This is a genomic window from Membranihabitans marinus, assembly GCF_021729155.1.
GTDB classification, from domain to species: domain Bacteria; phylum Bacteroidota; class Bacteroidia; order Chitinophagales; family Saprospiraceae; genus Membranihabitans; species Membranihabitans marinus.
Genome location: NZ_JAJQYA010000049.1, coordinates 1 through 22,856, shown reverse-complemented (window position 1 = coordinate 22,856; position 22,856 = coordinate 1). Strand labels below are relative to the sequence as shown.

Annotated in this window: 22 protein-coding genes and 1 pseudogene; 15 read left to right on the top strand and 8 right to left on the bottom strand. The window is 34.9% G+C overall.

Annotated elements, in window-relative coordinates; translation table 11 throughout:
• Window positions 1–267: 267 nt before the first annotated feature.
• The 3 genes from LVD51_RS18835 to LVD51_RS18825 form a co-directional block, all read right to left on the bottom strand.
• Entirely contained in the window at window positions 268–699 is a 432-nt protein-coding gene (locus LVD51_RS18835) for a hypothetical protein (RefSeq protein ID WP_236972926.1), read from the bottom strand.
• A gap of 295 nt (window positions 700–994) precedes the next feature.
• A complete protein-coding gene (gene hemF / locus LVD51_RS18830; protein WP_236972925.1) occupies window positions 995–1,885 on the bottom strand; it encodes an oxygen-dependent coproporphyrinogen oxidase in 891 nt (296 codons plus the stop codon).
• A gap of 1 nt (window position 1,886) precedes the next feature.
• Window positions 1,887–2,243, bottom strand: a complete 357-nt coding sequence (locus LVD51_RS18825; protein WP_236972924.1) for an arsenate reductase family protein — start codon at window positions 2,241–2,243, stop codon at window positions 1,887–1,889.
• Between the two features lie 35 nt (window positions 2,244–2,278).
• On the opposite strand from LVD51_RS18825, the gene LVD51_RS18820 reads away from it, so the two are divergent.
• Entirely contained in the window at window positions 2,279–3,103 is an 825-nt protein-coding gene (locus tag LVD51_RS18820) for a phosphorylase family protein (protein WP_236972923.1), read from the top strand.
• A gap of 109 nt (window positions 3,104–3,212) precedes the next feature.
• Here LVD51_RS18820 and LVD51_RS18815 read toward each other — a convergent pair whose 3' ends face one another.
• The 3 genes from LVD51_RS18815 to pnuC all read right to left on the bottom strand — a co-directional run bounded on the left by LVD51_RS18815 (window position 3,213) and on the right by pnuC (window position 5,576).
• A complete protein-coding gene (locus LVD51_RS18815) occupies window positions 3,213–3,665 on the bottom strand; it encodes an SRPBCC family protein (RefSeq protein ID WP_236972922.1) in 453 nt (150 codons plus the stop codon).
• An 826-nt stretch (window positions 3,666–4,491) separates the two neighbouring features.
• Window positions 4,492–5,046, bottom strand: coding sequence for an AAA family ATPase (locus tag LVD51_RS18810; protein WP_236972921.1), 555 nt, complete (start codon window positions 5,044–5,046; stop codon window positions 4,492–4,494).
• Window positions 5,001–5,576 (bottom strand): nicotinamide riboside transporter PnuC, encoded by a 576-nt coding sequence (pnuC, locus tag LVD51_RS18805; RefSeq protein ID WP_236972920.1) that lies wholly within the window; start codon window positions 5,574–5,576, stop codon window positions 5,001–5,003. The genes LVD51_RS18810 and pnuC overlap by 46 nt, the downstream gene beginning before the upstream one ends.
• A gap of 226 nt (window positions 5,577–5,802) precedes the next feature.
• Between pnuC and acnA the strand changes: the two genes are divergently transcribed.
• Entirely contained in the window at window positions 5,803–8,526 is a 2,724-nt protein-coding gene (acnA, locus tag LVD51_RS18800; RefSeq protein WP_236972919.1) for an aconitate hydratase AcnA, read from the top strand.
• Window positions 8,527–8,617: 91 nt separating this feature from the next.
• On the opposite strand, the gene LVD51_RS18795 is transcribed toward acnA, so the two are convergent.
• Window positions 8,618–9,259, bottom strand: coding sequence for a thioredoxin domain-containing protein (locus tag LVD51_RS18795; protein WP_236972918.1), 642 nt, complete (start codon window positions 9,257–9,259; stop codon window positions 8,618–8,620).
• Window positions 9,260–10,110: 851 nt separating this feature from the next.
• On the bottom strand, window positions 10,111–10,701 hold the full coding sequence (locus LVD51_RS18790; protein ID WP_236972917.1) for a hypothetical protein: 591 nt from the start codon (window positions 10,699–10,701) through the stop codon (window positions 10,111–10,113).
• Between the two features lie 177 nt (window positions 10,702–10,878).
• Between LVD51_RS18790 and LVD51_RS18785 the strand changes: the two genes are divergently transcribed.
• The 13 genes and pseudogenes from LVD51_RS18785 to LVD51_RS18730 form a co-directional block, all read left to right on the top strand.
• Window positions 10,879–11,481: a hypothetical protein gene (locus LVD51_RS18785; RefSeq protein WP_236972916.1), complete on the top strand. Its 603-nt coding sequence runs from the start codon at window positions 10,879–10,881 to the stop codon at window positions 11,479–11,481.
• Window positions 11,482–12,628: 1,147 nt separating this feature from the next.
• Window positions 12,629–13,381 carry a PASTA domain-containing protein gene (locus LVD51_RS18780; RefSeq protein ID WP_236972915.1) on the top strand — a complete coding sequence of 251 codons (753 nt, stop codon included), beginning with the start codon at window positions 12,629–12,631 and terminating at the stop codon, window positions 13,379–13,381.
• Entirely contained in the window at window positions 13,371–15,266 is a 1,896-nt protein-coding gene (locus LVD51_RS20165) for a T9SS type A sorting domain-containing protein (RefSeq protein ID WP_236972914.1), read from the top strand. The genes LVD51_RS18780 and LVD51_RS20165 overlap by 11 nt, the downstream gene beginning before the upstream one ends.
• A gap of 4 nt (window positions 15,267–15,270) precedes the next feature.
• Window positions 15,271–15,585 carry a rhodanese-like domain-containing protein gene (locus LVD51_RS18770; protein WP_236972913.1) on the top strand — a complete coding sequence of 105 codons (315 nt, stop codon included), beginning with the start codon at window positions 15,271–15,273 and terminating at the stop codon, window positions 15,583–15,585.
• A gap of 397 nt (window positions 15,586–15,982) precedes the next feature.
• Entirely contained in the window at window positions 15,983–17,371 is a 1,389-nt protein-coding gene (gene mnmE / locus LVD51_RS18765) for a tRNA uridine-5-carboxymethylaminomethyl(34) synthesis GTPase MnmE (protein WP_236972912.1), read from the top strand.
• 189 nt (window positions 17,372–17,560) lie between these two features.
• A complete protein-coding gene (locus LVD51_RS18760; protein ID WP_236972911.1) occupies window positions 17,561–17,938 on the top strand; it encodes a site-specific integrase in 378 nt (125 codons plus the stop codon).
• The gene (locus LVD51_RS18755) at window positions 17,935–18,129 is read left to right on the top strand and encodes a tyrosine-type recombinase/integrase (protein WP_236972910.1); all 195 of its coding nucleotides are present in this window, start codon (window positions 17,935–17,937) and stop codon (window positions 18,127–18,129) included. The genes LVD51_RS18760 and LVD51_RS18755 overlap by 4 nt, the downstream gene beginning before the upstream one ends.
• 443 nt (window positions 18,130–18,572) lie before the next feature.
• Window positions 18,573–18,710: pseudogene (locus tag LVD51_RS20270) on the top strand (hypothetical protein); the annotation flags it as partial.
• A gap of 182 nt (window positions 18,711–18,892) precedes the next feature.
• Window positions 18,893–20,188, top strand: coding sequence for an AAA family ATPase (locus LVD51_RS18750; RefSeq protein ID WP_236972909.1), 1,296 nt, complete (start codon window positions 18,893–18,895; stop codon window positions 20,186–20,188).
• A 5-nt stretch (window positions 20,189–20,193) separates the two neighbouring features.
• Complete coding sequence (locus LVD51_RS18745) at window positions 20,194–20,826, top strand: RloB family protein (RefSeq protein ID WP_236972908.1); 633 nt, start codon at window positions 20,194–20,196, stop codon at window positions 20,824–20,826.
• Between the two features lie 163 nt (window positions 20,827–20,989).
• The gene (locus LVD51_RS18740; RefSeq protein ID WP_236972907.1) at window positions 20,990–21,877 is read left to right on the top strand and encodes a GIY-YIG nuclease family protein; all 888 of its coding nucleotides are present in this window, start codon (window positions 20,990–20,992) and stop codon (window positions 21,875–21,877) included.
• A 200-nt stretch (window positions 21,878–22,077) separates the two neighbouring features.
• Window positions 22,078–22,464 (top strand): HEPN/Toprim-associated domain-containing protein, encoded by a 387-nt coding sequence (locus tag LVD51_RS18735; RefSeq protein WP_236972906.1) that lies wholly within the window; start codon window positions 22,078–22,080, stop codon window positions 22,462–22,464.
• 166 nt (window positions 22,465–22,630) lie between these two features.
• Window positions 22,631–22,856: hypothetical protein (locus LVD51_RS18730; protein WP_236972905.1), on the top strand; the 226-nt coding region annotated here is incomplete at its 3' end.

Below are 22,856 nucleotides of genomic sequence, written 5' to 3'. Positions count from 1 at the left end.
ACCTCCGTGTCGTGACAACATTACTTTAATATTGACAAAAATCAACTAGTTTTACAGAAATAATTAAAATGTGGCAAGGGAACCGAGACCACTGGGCTCGGGTGGGTTAGCCACTGGCTCCGGGTTAATAGCACTAATACAAGGATTTTAATTATTTGTATTTTCCCTTCTCTGTACGCCAATCATATTTTTTATTGAGTTTTCTTTTTGGAAGTATTTGTTTTTGAATGAACTTCTTTAGTTCTTCTACGACCCGTTGACCATCGACTATAATAAAGGAAGGCGTGTCCTAGCTTTGCTATAAGCCGCTGTATTTAATGAAATGTCCTGAACTAGGCTCTTAGGTAAGTCTACCTTGTATTCTCTGGGACGTCCTGCTTTTCTGGGAGTCTTATCATCTTTTCTCTTTTGTGCTTTCGGATCGCGGCTTAACTCATCTATTACAGTTTTTCTTTGTTGTTGATGAAGTTCATAATACAGCGACACTGAATTCTTCAGGCTTTTATCCGATTGTGTGGCCGTTAATATCATTGTCAATAATGTATTTCCAGGAGTATATACCCGATGACGTTCAGAATCGTATTCCTCTATGCCCTCTAATTCTAAGGTGTGAAATTCTTGTTCCAGCAAACTTATTATATTTCCTGTTTGAACATCCTGGATTATACTGCTTATAGCCAATGATCGATTTAGTTTCATAATCATTAATATTATGGATGACTCTAAGAAAAATAATTTGCTGTAATTAGAATGGTTGCTTTTCGATTGAGTGGAAGTTAAACCAACGAGGTGTTTACTACAATAAAATCTGCCCAGTAATCCTTCTGATCTATGTATGATTTAAAATAATCTTAGATCACTAAAATATATGATATTCACTATCCCCTTCCCTCCTATCTATATTATCCGTAAAAATAGATGTACAGAGTTAAGACATTCCCCATACTAGATCAAATAAACAGAGCACGAATTACGTGCGCTGGTCCTGATATATCTATATCCATTCTATTCCTTTCTGCAGCCATTTTTGACTTTCAGTTTCTTTAGGTCCGGGTTGATATTGATACTGCCAAGATGCATTTTTAGGTAAACTCATTAAGATGGATTCCGTTCTGCCATCACTGATTAGTCCAAATTTAGTTCCTCTATCCCATACCAAATTGAACTCCACATATCTCCCTCTTCGTATCATTTGCCACTCTTTTTCTCCATCGCCAAAAGCCAATTCTTTGGTTTGGTCGACCTGGTATTGGTACAGTTGGGCAAAGATGCGTCCCACTGCAGTTACAAAATCAAATATTTCTTCTTTGCTATGTCCGGAATCTCCATTTAATCTGTCAAAAAATATTCCCCCTACACCGCGACTCTCTTTTCTATGTGGAAGATAAAAGTAATCATCGGCCCATTTTTTGTATTCTGCATAGGCTGTCGAAGAGAAATTGTCGCAAACTTCTTTTAATTTAATATGAAAGTCTTTGGCCAATCCTGGATCAACATAATGTGGTGTAAGGTCGATGCCCCCTCCAAACCACCATTCGCGCCCTCCATCTAATTCAAAATACCTAATATTCATATGGATAATTGGTACTCTAGGGGACGATGGATGTAAAACAATGGATACACCACTTGCCAACCATCGTTCACCAACCATATTCATCGCGGCAGCCATTTCATCACTTACATTGCCATAGACATGAGAAAAATTAACTCCTCCTTTTTCTATAATGTGGCCTTCTAGAATTCTTGTTCTACCTCCACCTCCTTCGGATCGATCCCATAAGTCCTCAATAAACTTTCCTTGGCCATCAAGACTTTCTAAATCTCGACAAATCTCATCTTGAATAAGCTTGAATTCTTGAATAATTTTTTCTGCTGTAAGTGACATATTAATTAAGGTGTTGTTTTATTTCAGAAATAGTTTTAGCTGAATTTCCTACAAAAATTCGATCGTCAATCTGGATCACAGGTCGTTTTAAGAAGGCATAGTGGTCAAGTAAAAGCTCTTTGGCTCGGGATTCATCAATTTCACTGGGTTTTATTGACCGCTTTCTAAATTCCATGCTTCTGCCATTGATCAATGCCTTGTAAGATTGTGTCTTTTGATAAAAAAAATCTATATCTGCCGCAGAGGGTGGAACTGCTTTGATATCCTGCAAAGTGGCCGTCTCCTCATTGAGATTTAATTCCTTCATAATTCGTCTACAAGTAGAACAGGTACTTAAGTACCATACTTTAATAAACATAGTTTTGTATTTTGTAGAGCATAAAAATACATACAATGTTACACTCTGCATCGGATTTTATACTAAATTTTGATTCTAGCGCATATCACATTGCACTCTTGCCTCAGGATATTTGTCCATATGTTATCACAGTGGGTGATCCGAAGCGGATCGATCTCTTTAAACCCTATTTTTCTTCAGGATTCAAGGAGATTCAAAAAAGAGAATTTCACAGTATAGCAGGTTCTATTTCTGGACATAGAGTATTGGTCATTAGTACAGGTATAGGCCCCGACAATATTGATATTGTTTTTAATGAAATTCGAGGATTGCATTTGATGGCCATAGAGGAACAAATGATGGACGATGGTCCTCTTAAGATAATTCGTATGGGAACATCGGGTTCCATAGATCCTGCCATAGAACTCAATGATATATTGATTTCTAAGGCTGCCATTGGATTGGATAACCTACCCTGTTTTTACGATTCCACCAAGGGGGTTGAATATTTGCCAATCATGGATCGAATTTCACCGTATAAAATTGAGGGAAGTGCTACACTGTATTCTTCCTTTATCGATGAATTTAAAGTGGGATTGACATTAACCTGTCCGGGATTTTATGGTCCCCAGTTTAGGGAAGTATTTTTAAAGTCTAAATTTAATTTGGATTACATTATTCAACATTTTCAAACCATGTCATTGAGATTGACCAATATGGAAATGGAAACTGCGGCCATTTACTATTTTGCCAGGCAATTTGGTTACGAGGCCTTATCCATTTCATCCATCCTAGCTCATCGATTGAATAATGAATTTTCTAATCGCGCCGATTATGTCGTTCAAGATATGGTAGATAGGAGTCTTTCGCTTTTATTTTAAATACTCAAAGATTAAGTTGTGCTTTACCTAATTTATTGAGACTGTATCAATCTTTTATCTTTAAAAGTATTTTAATTGGGGAATACAAGAATTTGTATACTCCATGAATTTATGCTCTGGATTCAAATGGAATCACTTCTCCCTGTTCAATATATTTTTTTAATCCATGCAGTAAAATAGCCCAGCTAAAGGAGGATTTTTTAAAATGGTAATTTAGTTTTGGCCAATTTGTATGAGAGAATTCAACAAGTACTTTATTCTTATTTTCAGAAAGTTGAAATTTAAAGGTTGTCGGCAGCCAATCGTCGTCAGATAAAGTCATTTTTACGGCAAAGCTTTCGGGCTGCATTGCTTCGATTACTCTTCCGCGCCAATGGTATTCAGGGCCAAATTGAAAACTGTATTCCGTGTTCTTAATAGGACTGCCGGTACACTTATTGGGCCACCATTGGATCAGGTGATTAGGTTGTGTGATGGCTCGGTATACATCGTCAATACTACCTTGAATCATAAAGCTATGGTAGATATTGTAGGTCTCTGGATTGGCTGTGGCTTTTTTCATAATGATAATTTCTTAATGGTGTGGAGTATATCAATTAGTTTTACGAAAGTTTTTGACCTATCTAATTTACTTATATATTTAATTTTTTCAATAGAAATAATCTCTATTTTTCATTGGTTAACATCATATTATGTTGATTCACTTACAATGTTGACATAGCTATATCTTTTGTTATTCTTTAATAGAGACCTTTGCCGAGTCGCTTTAATTCCCCTTCCTGTTAGCAAACAATAGTTGATAATTTACTGTAAAAATTTATAGTTTAAGAAAATATTTAAATTATGATTTTTCTTGATATCATTTTTAACATCATCAGTTTGAGATAAGGGTATATGTCTAATATATACATTTGATTTTTACACCATACTTAAGGGATTCATAATTCAGTATTAAAATCAAAATTCATGGCTAAACAAGTGAAAATTTAATCAAAATAAAATTTTATATGAGGTCTTAGAAATTCAAATAGATACAAAGACTTATTTAATATCCTTGATGAAAGACGATGAATACCACATCATTCATTGTGGGAACTAAGGGCATGATAAAATGATTTTCAATTTTAAATTAATTTTCTTTTCTATTAATCTAATGAAAATAAATGACTAGGTCATTCTATAAATATAAAAACAAATTTCTATATAAAAATGTACTTCAATAGTGTTGTAATCAAATTGTTATATTGCCCTGTCTAATGTATAATTTCAAGTGTATTTGAGCTTATACTAAATCTATAAGGGCCTATGGAATCTTCCCTTTACGCTTTGTTCGTGGTATGGTAGTCTTCGAAATTACTTAATGGAAAAGTGTGATATAATACTCTTTTTTATGTAGTGGAATTTTTTCTCATATATTCATCGATAGAATGTAAAGCTGCCATGGTCCTATCATGGCCTAAACCACTAATTAAATCATAAGATGCATTTAAAGCCGTGAGCTCTTCCTTCCAGACTTCCAGGAAATGTGATCTTTTATCGGGAAAATCTCTAAGAGGATCATCTTCCCATGGCATGTCAATATCCATTAATAAATAGTGATCATATCTGCGCCTAAGGAGTTCATCGAGCACAATTTGAGGAGTGTGTCCAAATAAATGATCAGACCATATTTTTATAGTAATAAAGGTAGTGTCACAAATAATGAGGTCATTTTCTGCAATACTCAATATACTGTCTTCTAAGGCAATTTGGCCATAATACATATTGACTTCGTCTTGTAATGTATATTCGTTTTCTAAATGTTCACAATAATATCGTGCGTATTCCGGCACATAATGACAATTATAATGCTGGGCTAAAATCTTTGTTATTGTTGACTTTCCTGTAGATTCAGGACCTACGACGCCAATTTTAATTGATGTTCTTTCCAATTCTTTTTCCATTCAAGATAACCATATACTGCTACTCCTACAAATACGGCATATAAAATGGCCGTTGGATGCAATTTTTTCACTATATATAAATATATATATACACAGTCTACAAAGATCCATACGATATAGTTTTCCAATATCCGTCTAGACGAGTAAAATGAAGCGACTAGACTACATGCTGTACAAAAACTATCGAGATAGGGTAAGTCTGCGTCGGTCTTCACTGATAAAAACCAACCAAAGCCCGAGGTGAAAACAATGGTGATAAGAATGCCTATGATAATATGTAGTTTATCGATTCTTCGTACTGGAATTACTTTTTCATCTCCATTATTGCGATTAATCCAAAAATACCAACCGTACAATGTCATTCCCATAAAATAGACCTGGAGTAACATGTCTGCATATAATCGTGCTTCGTAGAATATATAGGTATATATTATTATACTAATGATGGAAATAGGAAAATTAAGTAGACTTTGTTTGGCTGTTAACCAAACGCATATAAAACCAGTAATTACACCAATATACTCCAGCATCAATCTGTTTTTTCTCAATAAAACACCGAATATATTTAAAACACCACATTATTACCCCGTATTCTTGAATGTATTCTGTCTTACTTTTTTCATTATTTCAATAACAGTCTCGTAATCAGAATAAAATATACTGTATTAATGCTAAATTAACAAGAAGATTACTTTGCTAATCGGCAAATTTTTTGTATTGTTAAATAATAGATTATCACATGCTTAAATAATGGATATGAATTACAAAATTGCTTCATTAAACGATCACAATGATCAAGGTCAAATCGATAGATTGCCTTTTTCTATTCGAATTTTACTCGAAAATGTTTTGCGTAATCACGATGGTTTTGCCATTACCGATGAACATATCGCTACATTAAAAGATTGGGATGCCAAGGGGACTACAAAAGAAATACCCAATAAACCATCAAGGGTATTGATGCAGGATTTTACCGGTGTCCCAGCAGTGGTAGATGTAGCTTCTATCAGAGCAGAAGTTATTCGCAAAGGAAAAGACGGTAGCAAAATCAATCCCGCCATCCCAGTGGACTTGGTTGTCGACCACAGTGTGCAGGTTGATTTTTATGGAACTTCCTATGCCTATGAGAAAAACGTGGCCTATGAATACAATCGGAATAAAGAAAGATATCAATTGTTGAAGTGGGGGCAAAAAGCATTTGACAACTTTTCTGTTGTCCCTCCAGGTATGGGTATTTGTCATCAAGTCAATCTGGAGTATTTAGCCAAAGGAGTAGTATTGCGGGACGGCTGGGCCTTCCCCGATACCTTGGTAGGAACAGATTCTCACACTCCCATGGTCAATGGTATCGGAGTCATTGGTTGGGGAGTAGGTGGTATAGAGGCAGAGGCTGCTATATTGGGCCAACCCATTTATTTTACTTGTCCTCAAGTTATTGGATTGAAATTGATGGGTGAATTGCCAGAAGGAACTACTGCTACCGACATGGTGCTGACAATTACCGAATTACTTCGCAGTTATGGTGTGGTTGGCAAGTTTGTGGAAGTTTTTGGCGATGGATTAGATCATTTGACGGTAACCGATCGAGCTACCATATCTAATATGTCCCCTGAATTTGGGTGTACGGTGACTTATTTTCCCATAGATGACCAAACCACCGATTATATGAAACGCACCAATCGGACTGATGATGAAATACAGTTGGTAAAAGAGTATTGCAAAGCCAATAAACTCTGGCGTACGGGGAAAGAAAATATTACTTATACCGATGTTGTCGAACTGGACTTGTCCAGCATACAGCCGACCGTATCTGGGCCCAAACGACCTCAAGATAAAATCCTAGTCAAAGATCTTAAAAGTAAATTTGGTCATTTGCTTGAAAACGAATTCAATAGAAAATATATAGATAGATATGAGCGCAAGGAGTCTGCTTGGCTATCAGAAGGGGGTTCTGGCTCAGCATTTACCTGGAGTGAAGCTCACCATGAAGAAGGTGTGGTAGTAGAATCCAATGTGTTGAAATCGGTGAAGATCAAGAAAGACAATCAAGAGTTTACTCTCAGCGATGGTTCTATAGTGATAGCTGCCATTACCTCATGTACCAATACCTCAAACCCCACCGTAATGATAGGCGCCGGATTGGTAGCCAGAAAAGCCATAGAAAAGGGATTAGACGTCAAACCCTGGGTTAAAACATCCTTGGCTCCTGGTTCTAAAGTAGTCACCGAGTACTTGGATCGGGCTGGATTGTTACAAGATCTTGAGGCATTGAAATTTCATGTTGTCGGATATGGTTGTACCTCCTGTATTGGAAATTCTGGTCCACTACCACCTCATATTGACGAAGCAGTGACCAAAGGCAAGCTCGTAGTTTCTTCCGTTTTGTCGGGTAATCGAAATTTTGAAGCAAGGGTGCATCCCAAGGTGAAAATGAATTTCTTAGCCTCCCCTATGCTTGTTGTTGTATATGCTTTGGCTGGTCGATCCGATATCAATCTTTTTGAAGAAGCCGTGGGATACGATCCCAACGGTGAGCCAGTATATATGAAAGATATTTGGCCCAGTCAAAAAGAGATCAACGATATTATGAATACCTGTCTTAAACCTCAAGATTTTGCCGATGCATATGGTGTTATCTACGATGGTGAGGAGCAATGGCAGAATTTACAAGCGCCTTTAGGAACGAATTACGAATGGTCTCCAGAATCGACCTATATTAAAGAAGCACCGTTTTTTCAAAATATTTCAAAAGAGGTGGCCCTCGGACAAGATATTGTGGATGCAAGGGTGTTGTTGAAATTAGGGGATTCAGTGACTACCGATCATATTTCACCTGCCGGTTCATTTGCCAGTGATTCTCCTGCCGGTAAATACTTAATAGAAAATGGAGTCGAAAGACCAATGTTCAATTCTTACGGATCGCGTAGAGGCAATCACGAGGTAATGATGAGGGGTACCTTCGCCAATGTGAGGATTAAAAACCAATTGGTCAATCGAGAAGGTGGATTTACCAATTATTTGCCCGATAATACTGAAATGACGGTTTTCGATGCAGCTATGAAATATATTGAAAACCATACACCTTTGATCGTATTAGCCGGTAAAGAATACGGAAGTGGTTCATCTAGAGATTGGGCTGCGAAGGGAACTACACTTTTGGGAATAAAAGCGGTAATTGCTGAAAGCTATGAAAGAATCCATCGGAGTAATTTAGTGGGGATGGGAGTACTGCCGTTGGAATACCAAGTGGGCCAAAGTGCAGCTTCATTGGGACTAGACGGAAGTGAACATTTTACAATAAAGGGTATTTCGCAAGGATTGGAATTAGGTAAACTATTGCCGGTCACTGCTAGAAAATCCAATGGCGATGTCATCAGTTTTGAGGTGCAGTGTCGATTGGATTCTAATATTGAAATTGAATACTATCTCAACGGAGGAATATTGCACTACGTCTTGAGACAATTTTTAAAGAACAATTAGTAAAGTACAATTGGTAAAGTACAATTGGTATAAACACCCTATCCATAAACTATGAGTTGGGGCATAGGGTGTTTTATTTTGAAAGCCATGATTAGTTGAGTAAATATTTATATTCTTCGACTACCTTTTCATAGACTTGCTCTAATTTTTCTAAAGTGGTATATCCTTTTGTCAATTGTACCAATTCTCCCCCTATATCTAATATAACGACAGGAGTTTGTTTTAAATCAGCAGCTTCAAACCATTGAAAATCCTGATAGGCTAAATATTTACCTTGATCACTGGTCAATACATTTTTGATATCTTCGACATCGTCGGTATAAGCACTCATTATTTCTGCGATATCATCTACATTCCCCGGTGAAATTCCATCGTGATAAATGCTAGTAGACAATTGCATGGCCAGGTCCAATACCTTGTTTTTCTGTGTCATCTTCAATGCATTGATGGCAATAGATCCCGGTACGGAATCCATGATGACATCGTCTCGAAATAAGTTGTTGTAAAAGGGCTGTCCAAAAGAAATTCCAGATACGGTTTCTATGTTCTCAGCGACTTTGCTCAATCGATCGGAAAAACTGGAGATGGTCGATCTCAATCCACCTCTGATCATGCCGCTGCATACCACTGAAGTAAACAACTCCTTCTCGTGACGAGATACAAATTCTCTTAAATTGGGCGTGAAGGCATAACTCCACATACATAGTGGATCAAATCCATATATTAATTCCATAATCCATGTTTTATAGATGTGAAACAATAAAATTGAACATCGGTTCAATTTTTTTACCCTCCTCCTATTATTGCTTCTCCCATTAAGATAAAATAATTTTCATCTATGACCAAAATTTTATGAATTGAATTCCATTAGATCAGTTTGATTCGACCCATTCAAACATTCAATGAATATAGAAACGATTATTTCCAATTTTTCATTCCGTTATTGTGAAATTATAAAGGAGGTATTCATTTATTAGAGATGTAATGGGATTGTCTTATAACAGCTAGCTAGGGTGAAATTCTTATTCTATTTTGATTGGGGGAATCGACGGATGGATCTTTTTTAAAATTTATTTACCCTCATATACCAATTACGTTTTATGATGTCGGTTAAGATTTTGAATGACTTCACTCGCCAGAGATCGATTTGCGGTCTCTGGTGCAAGCACTTCCCTTGTTCACCCTCGGCTTTCAGGCAGTCCCGCCAGCAGGGGATATTATCGAGAATGACCTCCACGGAATAGATGACCCTTGGTCGAATTTAAATTATATAATTTAGGTAGTTGAAATATTGCCATCATAAACAAAATAATGTAATTCAAATAAATCGAAAGATTACCGTCAATTATAAATGTATTTCTGATTTTATTCCCTAAAAAATGAAACAATATCAGAAGTGTTTATTGACCCCAAATCTTTAAAAATCACATGAATTAATTCATTAAGGTTGCATTGCTAATATTTCAGAAAAATTAATAGACTATTAGGGGCAGTGTGAAATCACTAAGGTAATATAGTTGCAACAACGCTGCTAGAGTCGTCTTTATACGATGTCAAAATTCGGGAATTAATATTTTTTATATTTTAGTTGTTTTCAATGTGTTTGATGGACTTTTGAATAGTTTGTACTATTTTTATGAAATCTTCTTTTGACATTTGAAAAGAGGCATTACCAGCCGAAAAGTAATATCTAGCTGGATCAATTTTGCTATTATATTCACCTGATAGTTTTATCCCAAATTCATCACAAGAAATTATCGAAGCGGGTATATTTTCTGTGGACAATTCTCTAGAATTGGTATAGATAAATACACTATTAGCACAGGAATACAAACTTTCTAACATTTCATTTGATAAAATAGCAATGCCACCATAATCATTTGTAACATATTCCCCCGAAATAGAATTAGAAATTCCAAGAATACCTAAATATTGCCCCCCAAAAGTCATGGAAACATTTTCTACTTCATAACTTTCTATTGATATAACAAATGAATATGTATAATTTTCTTCTTCATCTAATTTATACTCCTTTACTAAATCCATTTGTAATTTTGCACCTTTTGTTGAAAATAAATTACTATATTTTTTTTTATACGTGATAATTTTCTCCGTTATATTTTGAGAATGCAAACTTGAAAATGATAATAATATGGCGAGCAGAGTATATTTCATAATATATATTTATTTTTTGTATAAATATACATGTTTTTAAGAACCTACCTACTAAATTAGAGTTGGCCAACTTTGGAATAGTAATATTATACTTCTTAGTTGCTCGAATAAATTAATAAACCAATTAGAAAGTATAAAAGTGTACAATTCAAAATTGAATTCATATTATTTAATGTTATGGAATACAAAAATTTACGACAAGGGAGACATAAAGATAAATACACAATGGTCATTGAGTATTTAGAAGAATCAATATATATCGTTAAGTATTGTCTTGAATATAGAAAAAATGAATCTTGGGGAAAACCACATGTGAAAAATGGCAGGCTCGGTTATCCTGCATTTACTCTTATGATGAATATTATTGACTGTATTAATTCATTTATATGTAAAAATCCTAAGTATCAAATTAAAGCCAAAGTTAATGGTGAGCAAAACAAAATTAGTCACAGCAGTGGATATAGGGTGTTTTATATACTAAATTCGAAATTTTTCAACCTTAATCTATCAGATGATATAATAAAAGAATTATATATAAATGGAAGGAATTCTATAATACACAATGGACATATAGGAAGAGATATTGAATTATTACCTACAACAAATCATCTACCAATTGAAATTAACTCTATCAAAGGCAAAGGTAAAATCAGAATTTATCTTCCTGCCCTATTGAAAAAATGTGAAGAAGCAGTAACACTTTTTAAAACTAACGCAGAAGATATAATTAAGAACAGTAAAAACCCCAATTTTGAATCAATTGAAGATTATAAAAAATAATTGATAAAATTAATGAAAGATACTAAATGGTCACACCATTTCATATTAAGTATATTCCTAATTTAAGATGTCAATATTAAGGTAAAAGCTATCTTGTTTTTACCTCAAAAATATTAGTTGTTGATTTTTAATAATAATTACTTTTCGTATAGGAAAAAATAAAGTATATGAAGGTCAATGCTGTTATTTCAGAGTGTTGCAAATCAGTTTGCCAATTATATTGGTCTTTTACGGTAAATTGGTCTATTTTTGATATTAAGTCGTATTGTCTTGCTGATTTGAATCACATTTGTACCTAGTAATAATTATTTCGAAATACGTTTTATGATGTCGGTTAAGATTTTGAATGACTTCACTCGCCAGAGATCGATTTGCGGGCTCTGGTGCAAGCACTTCCATTGTTCACCCTCGATTTTCAGGCAGTCCCACCAGCAGGGGATATTATCGAGAATGACCTCCACGTAATAGATGACCCTTGGTCGAATTTAAATTAAATAATTTAGGTAGTTGAAATATTGTCCTCATAAACAAAATAATAAAATTCAAATAAATCGAAAGATTACCGTCAATTATAAATGTATTATGTATAAGATAAAATAATTTTCATCTATGACCAAAATTTTATGAATTGAAATCCATTATAACCGATTGATTTGACCCATTCAAACATTCAATGAATATAGAAACGATTATTTCCAATTTTTCATTCCGTTATTGTGAAATTATAAAAGAGGTATACCTTTATTAGATATGTAATGGGATAATCCAATAATGGTTAGCTAGGGTGAAATTCTTATTCGATTTTGAATGGGGGAATCCACGGATAAATCTTTTTAAAAATTTATTTACTTTATGATATGTATTTTTGTCCTTTGATAGAGAGCATTTCTAATGTTGAATTCTTAGAAATTTGCAATTTGCAAATTGGGGCATAGATAGGTGACTCATTATCTCAATATTCTAAATCCATACGCTGTCAGTTTTCTAATTTCAGACGCTTTATCGATTTTCAAAAAATAAATCCGCTCGGCCATCATAATAATCGTGGTCAAACTACAGTTGTCAAATAGCGAATTCAGTATTTTATACCTTGTAATTCAAGCTAAACATATATATTTGTATCATGTTAAAGAAAAATATAATATTAATGGCATTGTTCGTAGTGGCAATGTTTTTAATGATCCATTTTGGATTGAAGTGGTATACGCATAATGGCGAACAGTTTACATTGCCCGACTACATAGGTCAGGATATAAAAGATGTAAAGAAACAAGCTGCCGATCAATCCTTTGTCATCGTTGTCGAAGATTCTATTTTTGAAATTGACAAAAAAGGGGGATTGATATTAGATCAAAATCCTCGGAAAAATTCTAAGGTCAAACGCGGACGTAAAATATATGTAACCGTGTCAAAGCATACTCCTGATGTAATTAAAGTCAGTCAAATTCCCCAACTCTACGGTAAGGATTACGAGCGCAAAAAGAAAGAACTCAGTGAATCATTTTCTATATATGCCAATATAATGGATTATGAATTCGATCACGGAGCACCAGATCAAATTTTGCAAGTCATGTACAAGGGGCGTACCATTATTTCTCGTGAAGGACGTAAGGATAATGTAGAAATAAATAAGGGAGATACCCTTGACTTTATTTTATCTAAAAATCTAGGAGGTGCATTAGTTATGCCCGACCTTATTTGTAAGACTTATTCTGAAGCAACTTTTTATGTAGAAAATCTTAACCTGGTTATCGGTGAAATCACTAAGGATGGTTTGTTAGAAGATGAAAATGGCGCTTTTATATACGATCAACTCCCAGCTGTAGGTGAAAATATTTTAACCGGTGATACCATCCAATTATTTCTTTCTACGACAAAACCGTATAACTGTGAACAATAATTTTAAGATATATTCTATAATTACTCTGGCTTTATTCTTTGGGAAACTATCGGCACAAGTAGTGGAACTGCCAATAGAGATCAACACCATGGCTTCTAAAGAAAAGTCCATAGAACTGCGCAATGTCGTTATCAATTCACTACCCTTTGTTGACGATTTTTCCAATAAAGGGAATAAACCGAATACCGACCTTTGGGTCGACGATCAAATCTTTGTAAACAATAGTTTGGGATTGAATCCTCCTTCTATCGGGGTAGCGACTTTTGATGGTTTAAATGCCGAAGGCAAACCTTATAATACAGGTTCTGGTGGATCAGATACTTTGACTTCTCATGTTATTCAATTGGCCCAGTACAACGATGTTTATCTTTCGTTTTATATTCAACCCAAAGGTTGGGGATTTATTCCTCGTCGAGGAGATTCATTGGTCATAGAAGGCTTGAATAGCAATGGTGAATGGTTGCATATTCATGGTTTTGATGGTTTGGATGATAGCGAAGCTTTTAAAACAGCACCTGAATTTCAGCGTTATCAGCAAAAATTGGATGATGAGTTCTTACACAATGGTTTTCAGTTGAGGTTTAGAAATTACAGCAACAACAAAGGATTTGATAATCTATGGCATCTGGATTACGTAATGTTGACCGATACCGAGGTTACACCATTTATTAATGATGTTGCTTTTATCAAGCCTCCATCCAAACTTTTAAAAACCTATACGGCATATCCCCTTACCCAAATTAAAAATAATTTGAGTTTGATTAGTAATATATTGGGGATTCAAATACAAAATAATAGTAGAAATAAACAAAAAATTGATTCTAGTTTTTTAGAAGTTACCGATCTCAATCTTCAAAATTTGGTTTATACCGATGAAACATTATTGGAAATTCCGCCCTTGGTGCCCATCAATCAATTGGAGATCGACCCTGGTATGGTATCGTATACCAATCTATATAGTACATTTGCCGTGGCAGATTATATAGCTGAGTATGCCGATTCTTCCTTGAGGCTAGAAAGTAAATATCGGTATACATTAAAGACTGAGGATGAGCAGCCTGCATTTAAGACCAATAATGAGGTTCGGGCGACAACGGTTTTGGACAATTATTTTGCCTATGACGATGGCAGTGCAGAATCATCGCTATCTACCTACAATGGCAACGGTATTACCGCTACCATAGCTGCTAAATACACCATGAGTCAAGCGGATTCACTGCAATCCATACGAATCTTGTTTCCTTATTTTAAAGAAGATTATTCTAGTAAACTCTTTAATTTATACATATATATTGGAGAATTAAAAGAGGAAGCCGATTATGAAATAAAAAACATCAATCCTCGTCAGGGCAATCTTTTTCAACCATTTACAGAATATCTCATCAAAGATTATTTGCCTGCTGGCATATTACTTCCAGAGGGAGATTTCTATATTGGCTGGGATCATCCAGCTGCTAGTAAAACAAATTATATCCCTTTTGGGTTAGATAAAAGTGCGCCAGAAGCCAATCAATTTGTCTATTTCAATATCGGTGGTGGCTGGCAAAACTTGGCGATGGATCAACCCCAAAATACTGGGGCATTAATGATACGACCTACAGTGGGGCAGAAAAATTTATTGACATCAGTACCGCAAGCATTAGTGGATCGAGGTCAAATTAAGATTTATCCCAATCCTGTACAACACGAGTTGTACTTGAAATTGGAAGATTTATCTTGGACCCCTGATTATTATATAATTCGCAATGTGACTGGTCAGGCCATAGTATCGCAAGCCTACAAGAGTGGATCAATAGACTTAAATGGATTAAGCAGTGGAATGTATTTCCTCAGCTTATATCAAAAAAATAAATTTCTTGCCAACTTTAAAGTGATTAAAAATTAAATTAATGGAAATTACAGTTCAACAACTCAAAGAAAGATTGGATAAAAATGAAAATATCAATCTTATTGACGTCAGAGAAATCTTTGAATATGAAGAGGCCAATATAGGCGGTCGCTTAATACCTTTGGGTGAGTTAATGGACGAAATCGATGATTTGGAAGATTTAAAATCAGAAGAAATCATCGTAATGTGTCGTTCAGGTAATCGTAGCGGCAAAGCGCAAATGCTTTTGGAATCCCTAGGCTTTGAGAATGTACTAAATCTCAAAGGAGGAATGCTGGCATGGGCGGCCGAAATCGGTTCTGACTATGTGGAGTAGTTATACTAGAGAAGTAGTTATACTAGAATAATACAGAAATCATAAATTCTCAATAAACAGAATTGGATATCTCCAATATTTCACAAGGAATATTGGAGATATTTGTTAATATATTACTGGATTATATCGAATGACTTGATCAATTAAAGCTTATTTAATAGATGTCTAAGGACTGTAGAGTATAATTATCTTCAAAAGTATTTTTGTAACAGTATGATTATTCTACATTTTGTTGTCCATACTGGTTGTGATGCAATGAAATGGATGAAGTTTAAGTATTGTTTCCGAAGCGATGATTCAAATGATATATAGGCGATGAGATGATGCCAAAGGGTGAACTGACGTCCTATTTACCACCTCCATTTACTATCTTTGCCCTTTAAATAGAATATTAATTATGTCTTACGAAATATACAATACGATTGTGGCCATTGCCACTCCACCAGGAGAAGGAGCATTGGGCATTATTCGATTGAGTGGTTCCGAGGCTATAGCGATTGTCAATCGACTATTCCCTCGCAAAAATCTGTTGCATCAATCCAGTCACAGTCTTCACGTAGGCGTAATACAAAGTGATGAAGGCCAAATTATTGATGAAGTGGTGGTGAGTTTATTTAAAGGGCCCAACTCGTATACAGGGGAAGATATAGTCGAAATCAGTTGTCATGGTTCGTCCTATATTATTCAACGCATTATGGAGGTTTGTTTGCAGGGAGGAGCGCGTCATGCCAAGGCGGGAGAATTTACCATGAGGGCTTTTCTCAATGGCAAGATGGATTTAAGTCAAGCCGAAGCAGTGGCTGATTTAATTGCATCGGAATCTCATGGCGCCCATGAATTGGCGATGAAACAAATGCGGGGAGGATTCTCCAAGGAAATCAACCATCTGCGCAATGAATTAATCAGATTTGCCAGTTTAATAGAATTAGAGTTAGATTTTTCAGAAGAGGATGTTGAGTTTGCCAATCGACAAGAGCTCAAGGATCTCATCCATGAATTGCTCACCTATATTTACCGTTTAAAGGATTCATTTTCTTTGGGCAATGTTATTAAAAATGGGGTGGCCACAGCCATTGTCGGCCGGCCCAATGCCGGTAAATCTACCCTACTCAATGCTATCTTAAAGGAAGATCGGGCCATTGTCAGTGAAATTGCCGGTACGACTCGGGATACTATAGAATCGAGCATTGCCATAGGCGGTGTCAAGTTTAGATTAATCGATACAGCCGGAGTGAGAGAGACGGAAGATGTGATTGAAAAGATAGGTGTCGAGCGCACTATAAAAGAATTGGATAGTTCTGCCCTCCTACTCTATTTGTTTGATGTTAGTCAGATGGAGCCGGCCGATGTTCATGCCGATCTAGAGCAATACAATTTATTGGGTAAAAACCTTATTGTGGTAGCCAACAAGATGGACCTCTACCCTACTCGGCCCTTAGATATATATTATTACCCGTCTTATGTCGATAAGAAAAACTTAGTTTCCTTATCTGCCCTCAATGAGATGAATATCATTCATCTTCAAGATGTCATGGTCGAACAGGCTTTAAACCATTCCGCCTCTCGAGAAGATGCTATTGTCACCAATAGTCGCCATTATGAAGCCCTGTCTGAGACGGCTGACCACTTACAGAAAGCTTTAGAAAATATGGAGGCTGGCATTACCGGTGATTTCTTAGCCATGGATATTCGCTATGCCTTACATGCCTTGGGGAGTATTACTGGGGAAGTGACCACGGATGACTTGTTGGATAACATCTTTAGTAGTTTTTGTATAGGAAAGTAACTGGGCAAGCAAACCATATCTGCTTGGTGAAAGGGCGAATTGTAATTCGCCCGAACGAAGCAATTCGCCCCGAGGGAAAAAGATATCGCTGGAGAGATTATAAAATTAGATTATAAAAGTGGTCCAAAAATAAAAAGAGCATCTCCCCATACCAACATCTCTGATCCTGTATTTATTAAAATTCGAAAGATGGAGGTATGGATGGTACAAAAGCGGTATAGTGCCAGTAGGATAAAAACTTATTTGAGTTTTGTAAGGCAATTTTTTGCAGTTCGTCCTGACCTTCATAGGAATATGATAAGGGTTGAAGATAAAAACCAATATAATTTTGAGAACTTTATTTTTGGTAACAAATCATATAGAACGCAAAATCAGTGGATCAATGCCATAAAGATATATATAAGGGTAAATGGATTGGATATAGGGGATTTGACGGATATTGAACGTACACGGAAGTCGTATTCCTTGCCGAATGTCCTGACAAAAGAGGAGGTAAGGAAGATATTGGTGTTGACGAGAAATAAAAAGCACAAATTTTTATTTTCGATAATATATATGCCGGATTGAGAGTTGGTGAAGCTTTGAGACTCCGTAAGTCCGATATCAGACCTACTGAAAAACTAATTTATATTCGCAGAAGCAAGGGAAACAAAGATCGTCGAGTGCCGCTGTCAAATGCTTTAAACAAATTGTACACGGATTATTGTGCAGGGTTTCAAGCCCAAAATTATGTATTTGAAGGCCAAGGTGGAGGTTAATATAGTCCTAGCAGTGCCCGGAAGGTTTTGAAAAGACCATGTAATGCAGCCGGAATAAATCTAAAGATGACTGAGCAAAATCCGAAGGATCAAAGGTCGTAAATCGACCTTTTGCGAAGATGACCGAATGAAGTTGCTCAATAGAGCAACCCGATGGACTTAATATGACTGAATATAGTGCGAAGCACCAAAGGTCGTAAATCGACCTTTGATGAAGGAACCACGACCTCTGTGTCGTGGGTGGGGAAGCCAGGATGAGGGAACCGGAGCCACTGGCTCCGGCGTGACTACCCTGTAGTTCTTTAGGTTTTTAGCCACTGGGCTCGGGTGGGTGTGGAGCCACTGGCTCCGGCGTGATTACCCTTTAGTTCTTAAGGTTTTTTAGGCCACTGTGCCGAGGTATGACTGAGCTTTGCAATTATTAATGTAATTCGTACCACCTACTCGAAAGCGGACTAGGTCTGAGATATATCCAGGAGATTTTATGGCATAATAGTCCAAAAACGACGATGATCTACACCCATGTAAGCGGGCAACGGTTGAGCGAAGTTAACAGCCCATTAGATGACATGGAAATATAAACAAGAATAAACTTCCCGATTATAGAAAAAAGTTATATAATCGGGAAGAAAAGTATTGATGTAAATAAGTTGACTGTAAGCTGACCGATGTAAATCATTAACAAAAATTAAACACAAAAACAGAGGTTAAATCATTTTTTTATCGTTATTTTGTAAATGATTTACAAAAAATAAACATAAAAATGATAATCAATTTTAGTTTACAAAATTTTGGCTCTGTAAAAGACAAACAGACATTGACTTTTGAAGCAGACAAATCTGAACACCTTAATGATTATTACATAATAGACACAAGTGGATTTAGATTGCTTAAACTAGCTCTTATTTATGGAGCTAATGCATCAGGAAAAACTACAATACTTAAAGGTTTAGAGTTTTTACGAGACCTAGTTCTAGAACCTGAAGAAAAGAAAACTGACATATTGGATTTCAAACCTTTTCTTTTTGATAAAGAGACACCGAATCAGACCTCAATACTATCTATCGATTTTCTGCAAAATGGAATAAGATACGACTATGAAGTTGAATTTACAGAAAAAGCTATTGTTAGTGAAAAACTTGACAATTACAACCCTAAAAAAGCCAATATTTTTAAAAGAGTAACTGATTTAAAACATCAATTTACAGAGATAAAGTTTGGCAGTAAAATAAAAAAAGACAAAACATATATAAAAACTCTAGAATCTAATACTCTATGGAATAATAGTGTTTTAGGAGGCTTCCTAAAAACAAACATCGATTTTATTGAATTAAACGAAACCATAGATTGGTTTAAAACATACTTAAAACCATTAGTATATACAAGAACAAAACTAGAAGGTTATGTTACATCAAAAATTGATAATAATGAAATTCTAAAGAAAGATGTAATTAACATCTTGAAGAACGCAGATTTTCATATTTCTGACATCCATATTCAGGAGGAAGATAAAGAGTTACCTGATGGTTTTATTGAATTTGTTGAGAAACAATTCAAAGTTTCTAATGATAAAGTAAAGAAACTAAAAGAAGAAGGAAAAATAACTTCTGTTAATATCGATTTTGAACATACAGTAAACGGAAACAAGTATAACTTACCAATAGATTTGGAATCTCAAGGTACTAGAAGATATTATGGTTTTGCAGGTTTACTCGCATTGTTAATTAAAGACAATCATATTATACCAATAGATGAACTAGAAGCTTCTCTTCATCCTGATTTGTATATTCAATTCTTATTATCATTTCTTGTAAATTCCGAAAATTCTCAAATTTTAGCTACAACACATAATAGAGAAATACTAGATAATAAAGATATTTTTAGAAATGATGCTATTTGGTTCACAAATAAATCAGAAAACTGTTCAACAAAACTTTACTCTTTAGCTGATTTTGACACTTCTGTAGTTAGAGATACTACAAACGTACTGAATGCATACAAGAGCGGAAAATTAAAAGGAAAACCTAACTTAGGTGATTACTACATTGATCTTGACTAACTATTATGGGACGACAAAGATCAAAAATCAAAATGAAGGTTTCGAATACATTTGCATTTGTTGTAGATGGTGATACAGAGGTTTGGTACTTACAAATGTTAAAGCGTAACGAAAGAGAATTAAACATTAATATAGAACCAAAACTTCCTAGTAAAAAAAGTATTCCTGATCAATTTAAAATGGTTAAGGATTTGGCTGCAGACTACACAAAAGTTTTTTGGATTGTAGATTATGATGTCATTGTAAAAGAAACTCGTGAAGCCAAAAAAGGTGTTGAAACAAGTGAACAATTATTTATTAAACTAAAAGAAAAAGCTGAAAAGCTTGATAATGTTATCGTAATTGTTAACAATCCCTGCATCGAATTTTGGTTTTTATTGCATTTTGAAAAAACTAGCAAACTCTATTCAGATTGTAATTCAGCGGAAAAGCAACTAAAAAAACACTTAACTGATTACGAAAAAACAAGAAAATATTTTACAAAACAGGATAATGATATTTACTTAAAACTCAAAAATAAATTAAGTGACGCAAAAGTAAATTCTAAAAGTCTGAAATTTGATAAATACAATACAAGTAAAGCAATTTGTGAAATGAATTCTCTATTCAAAATTCAAGAAGTAACGGACAAAAAATAAAGCCTACTGCCAACATTGTATAAAAATAATAGCGGTTTAATCGCTAAAACTAAAATATGTAAATATAAATAAGGTCTGTGTTAAACCGAAAAGTTAGTGCGTAAAAGTCCGCTACTATTCTTATACGAGACCGTAAGCATTAATTAAAAACAAACATTTGTAAATGGGAAAAAAATTGACAGTTTATATGATTGACGGAACTGCCTACGGTCCAAGATTAAGTGAAATTGGTAATTGGGTTGGAAAAGCAATTTATAGTCCAAGAGCATCTGTCAATAAAATAATGAATCGAATCGAATTTGATAATCCGGGAATCTATTGTTTAAAAGGAGACCCAACAGATGATGCTTTTGATGAAAAAATTTATATCGGAGAAGCTGAAAATATAAAAGTCCGATTAAAGCAACATTTGAGTGACCCAAATAAGGATTTTAAGGAATTAATTTTCTTTGTGAGTAAAGATGAACTTTTAACCAAAACACAAATAAGATATTTAGAATCACGACTAGTACAATTAGCTATTGAAGCTAAAACTGCTCAAATTGATAATGGAAATTCTCCGAATTTACCAACATTACACGAAGCAGATATTTCTGATATGGAATATTTTCTTGAACAAATAAAACTAATTCTACCAGTAATGGGGTTTAAGTTTCTCATATCATCGACTGTTAAACAAACACCTGAAAACGAATTTGAAAGCACAAACTCAATTCATGAAACATATTTCATAAAAACAAAGACTTTTAAAGCTTCTATGAAAGAAACTGACCAAGGTTATATTGTTATTAAAGGTAGCGAAGCCAAGAAAGAATTATCTGATTCTTGTACTGAAACTTATGTAAATATGAGAAGAAAACTTGTTGAGACTGAAATAATGGTTGAAAACAAAGACAAGTTGATATTTGCAGAGGATACTGTTTTTAATAGCCCAAGTGCTGCTTCGAATATGATTTTAGGAAGAAACTCTAACGGATTTACTGAATGGCTTAATGCGAAAGGGCTAACATTTAGAGAAGTGCAAGAAATAACTAATGCTAACAATGTGTAAAAAAATAGGGCATAATGTGTTTAATCACAAAGGTTTTTTGTATTTGCTAATTCGCCAAATTTTTAAATTTGGTATATTTAAAACGGGAAAAAATAATTAATAAAATTTAAAAAATCGGCTTTAGCTTAATCCGAAAAGTATCGCTCACAACTGCCCTACTTTTCTTATACTATACCGTTGGGCATAATTAAAAAAAACAAATGGGGTCATATTGCGAATTATACATTTCGAACTATCCAATATCAACTACAAAGAATGAAATTGACCCATTTTTACTTTCAATATTTCAGCCAAATGACTTGGTTGCTTACGAAAGAAATATCGGAGAGCGTTTCCAATTACTTTACGGTCGAGATGATTCAGTTGATGAAATTGAAAGAGCCATTCAATACATAAATACAGCTCAAAATCTCAAAGAAAGGCTTAATGTTGTTGGATTCACGATGAAAAGAGTTGAAGAGGCATTTGAAAACTCAAAATTAGAATCTTTGGAGAGAATAAATGAATGGATTGAAGATAAAACATTCAATGACAATGAAACTATTGAAAAAAAATTAAAGGAAGATGGATATTCCGGACTAAGCTGACCCAGTAAATCCGGAATGCAAAAGAGGGGATATAACTGGATGGCATGGCAAAGAAACATGACAATCCGGCGGATATTGACCCAGGTAGGTAAAAACAAGGAAAAGAGGTCGAAATTGATCAAAATACCTGCTTATTTGAATAGATAAGCTAATATTTATCCGGACCATGTTGACCCACCTGAAAAATAATCCGGAACATATTGATCCACCCCCAAATATTGGGGAAAATAATCCGGAGCATATTGACCCACTTGTGAGTAGTTTTTGGTTTTTTGATTTACAAATTATTACAATATGTAAATCAAAAAGGATGGCAGGAAAACCAACGTCTATGAGTAAGATCAAACAATTGCTACAATTGTATAAAAAAGGAGAATCCAAGAGGTCTATAG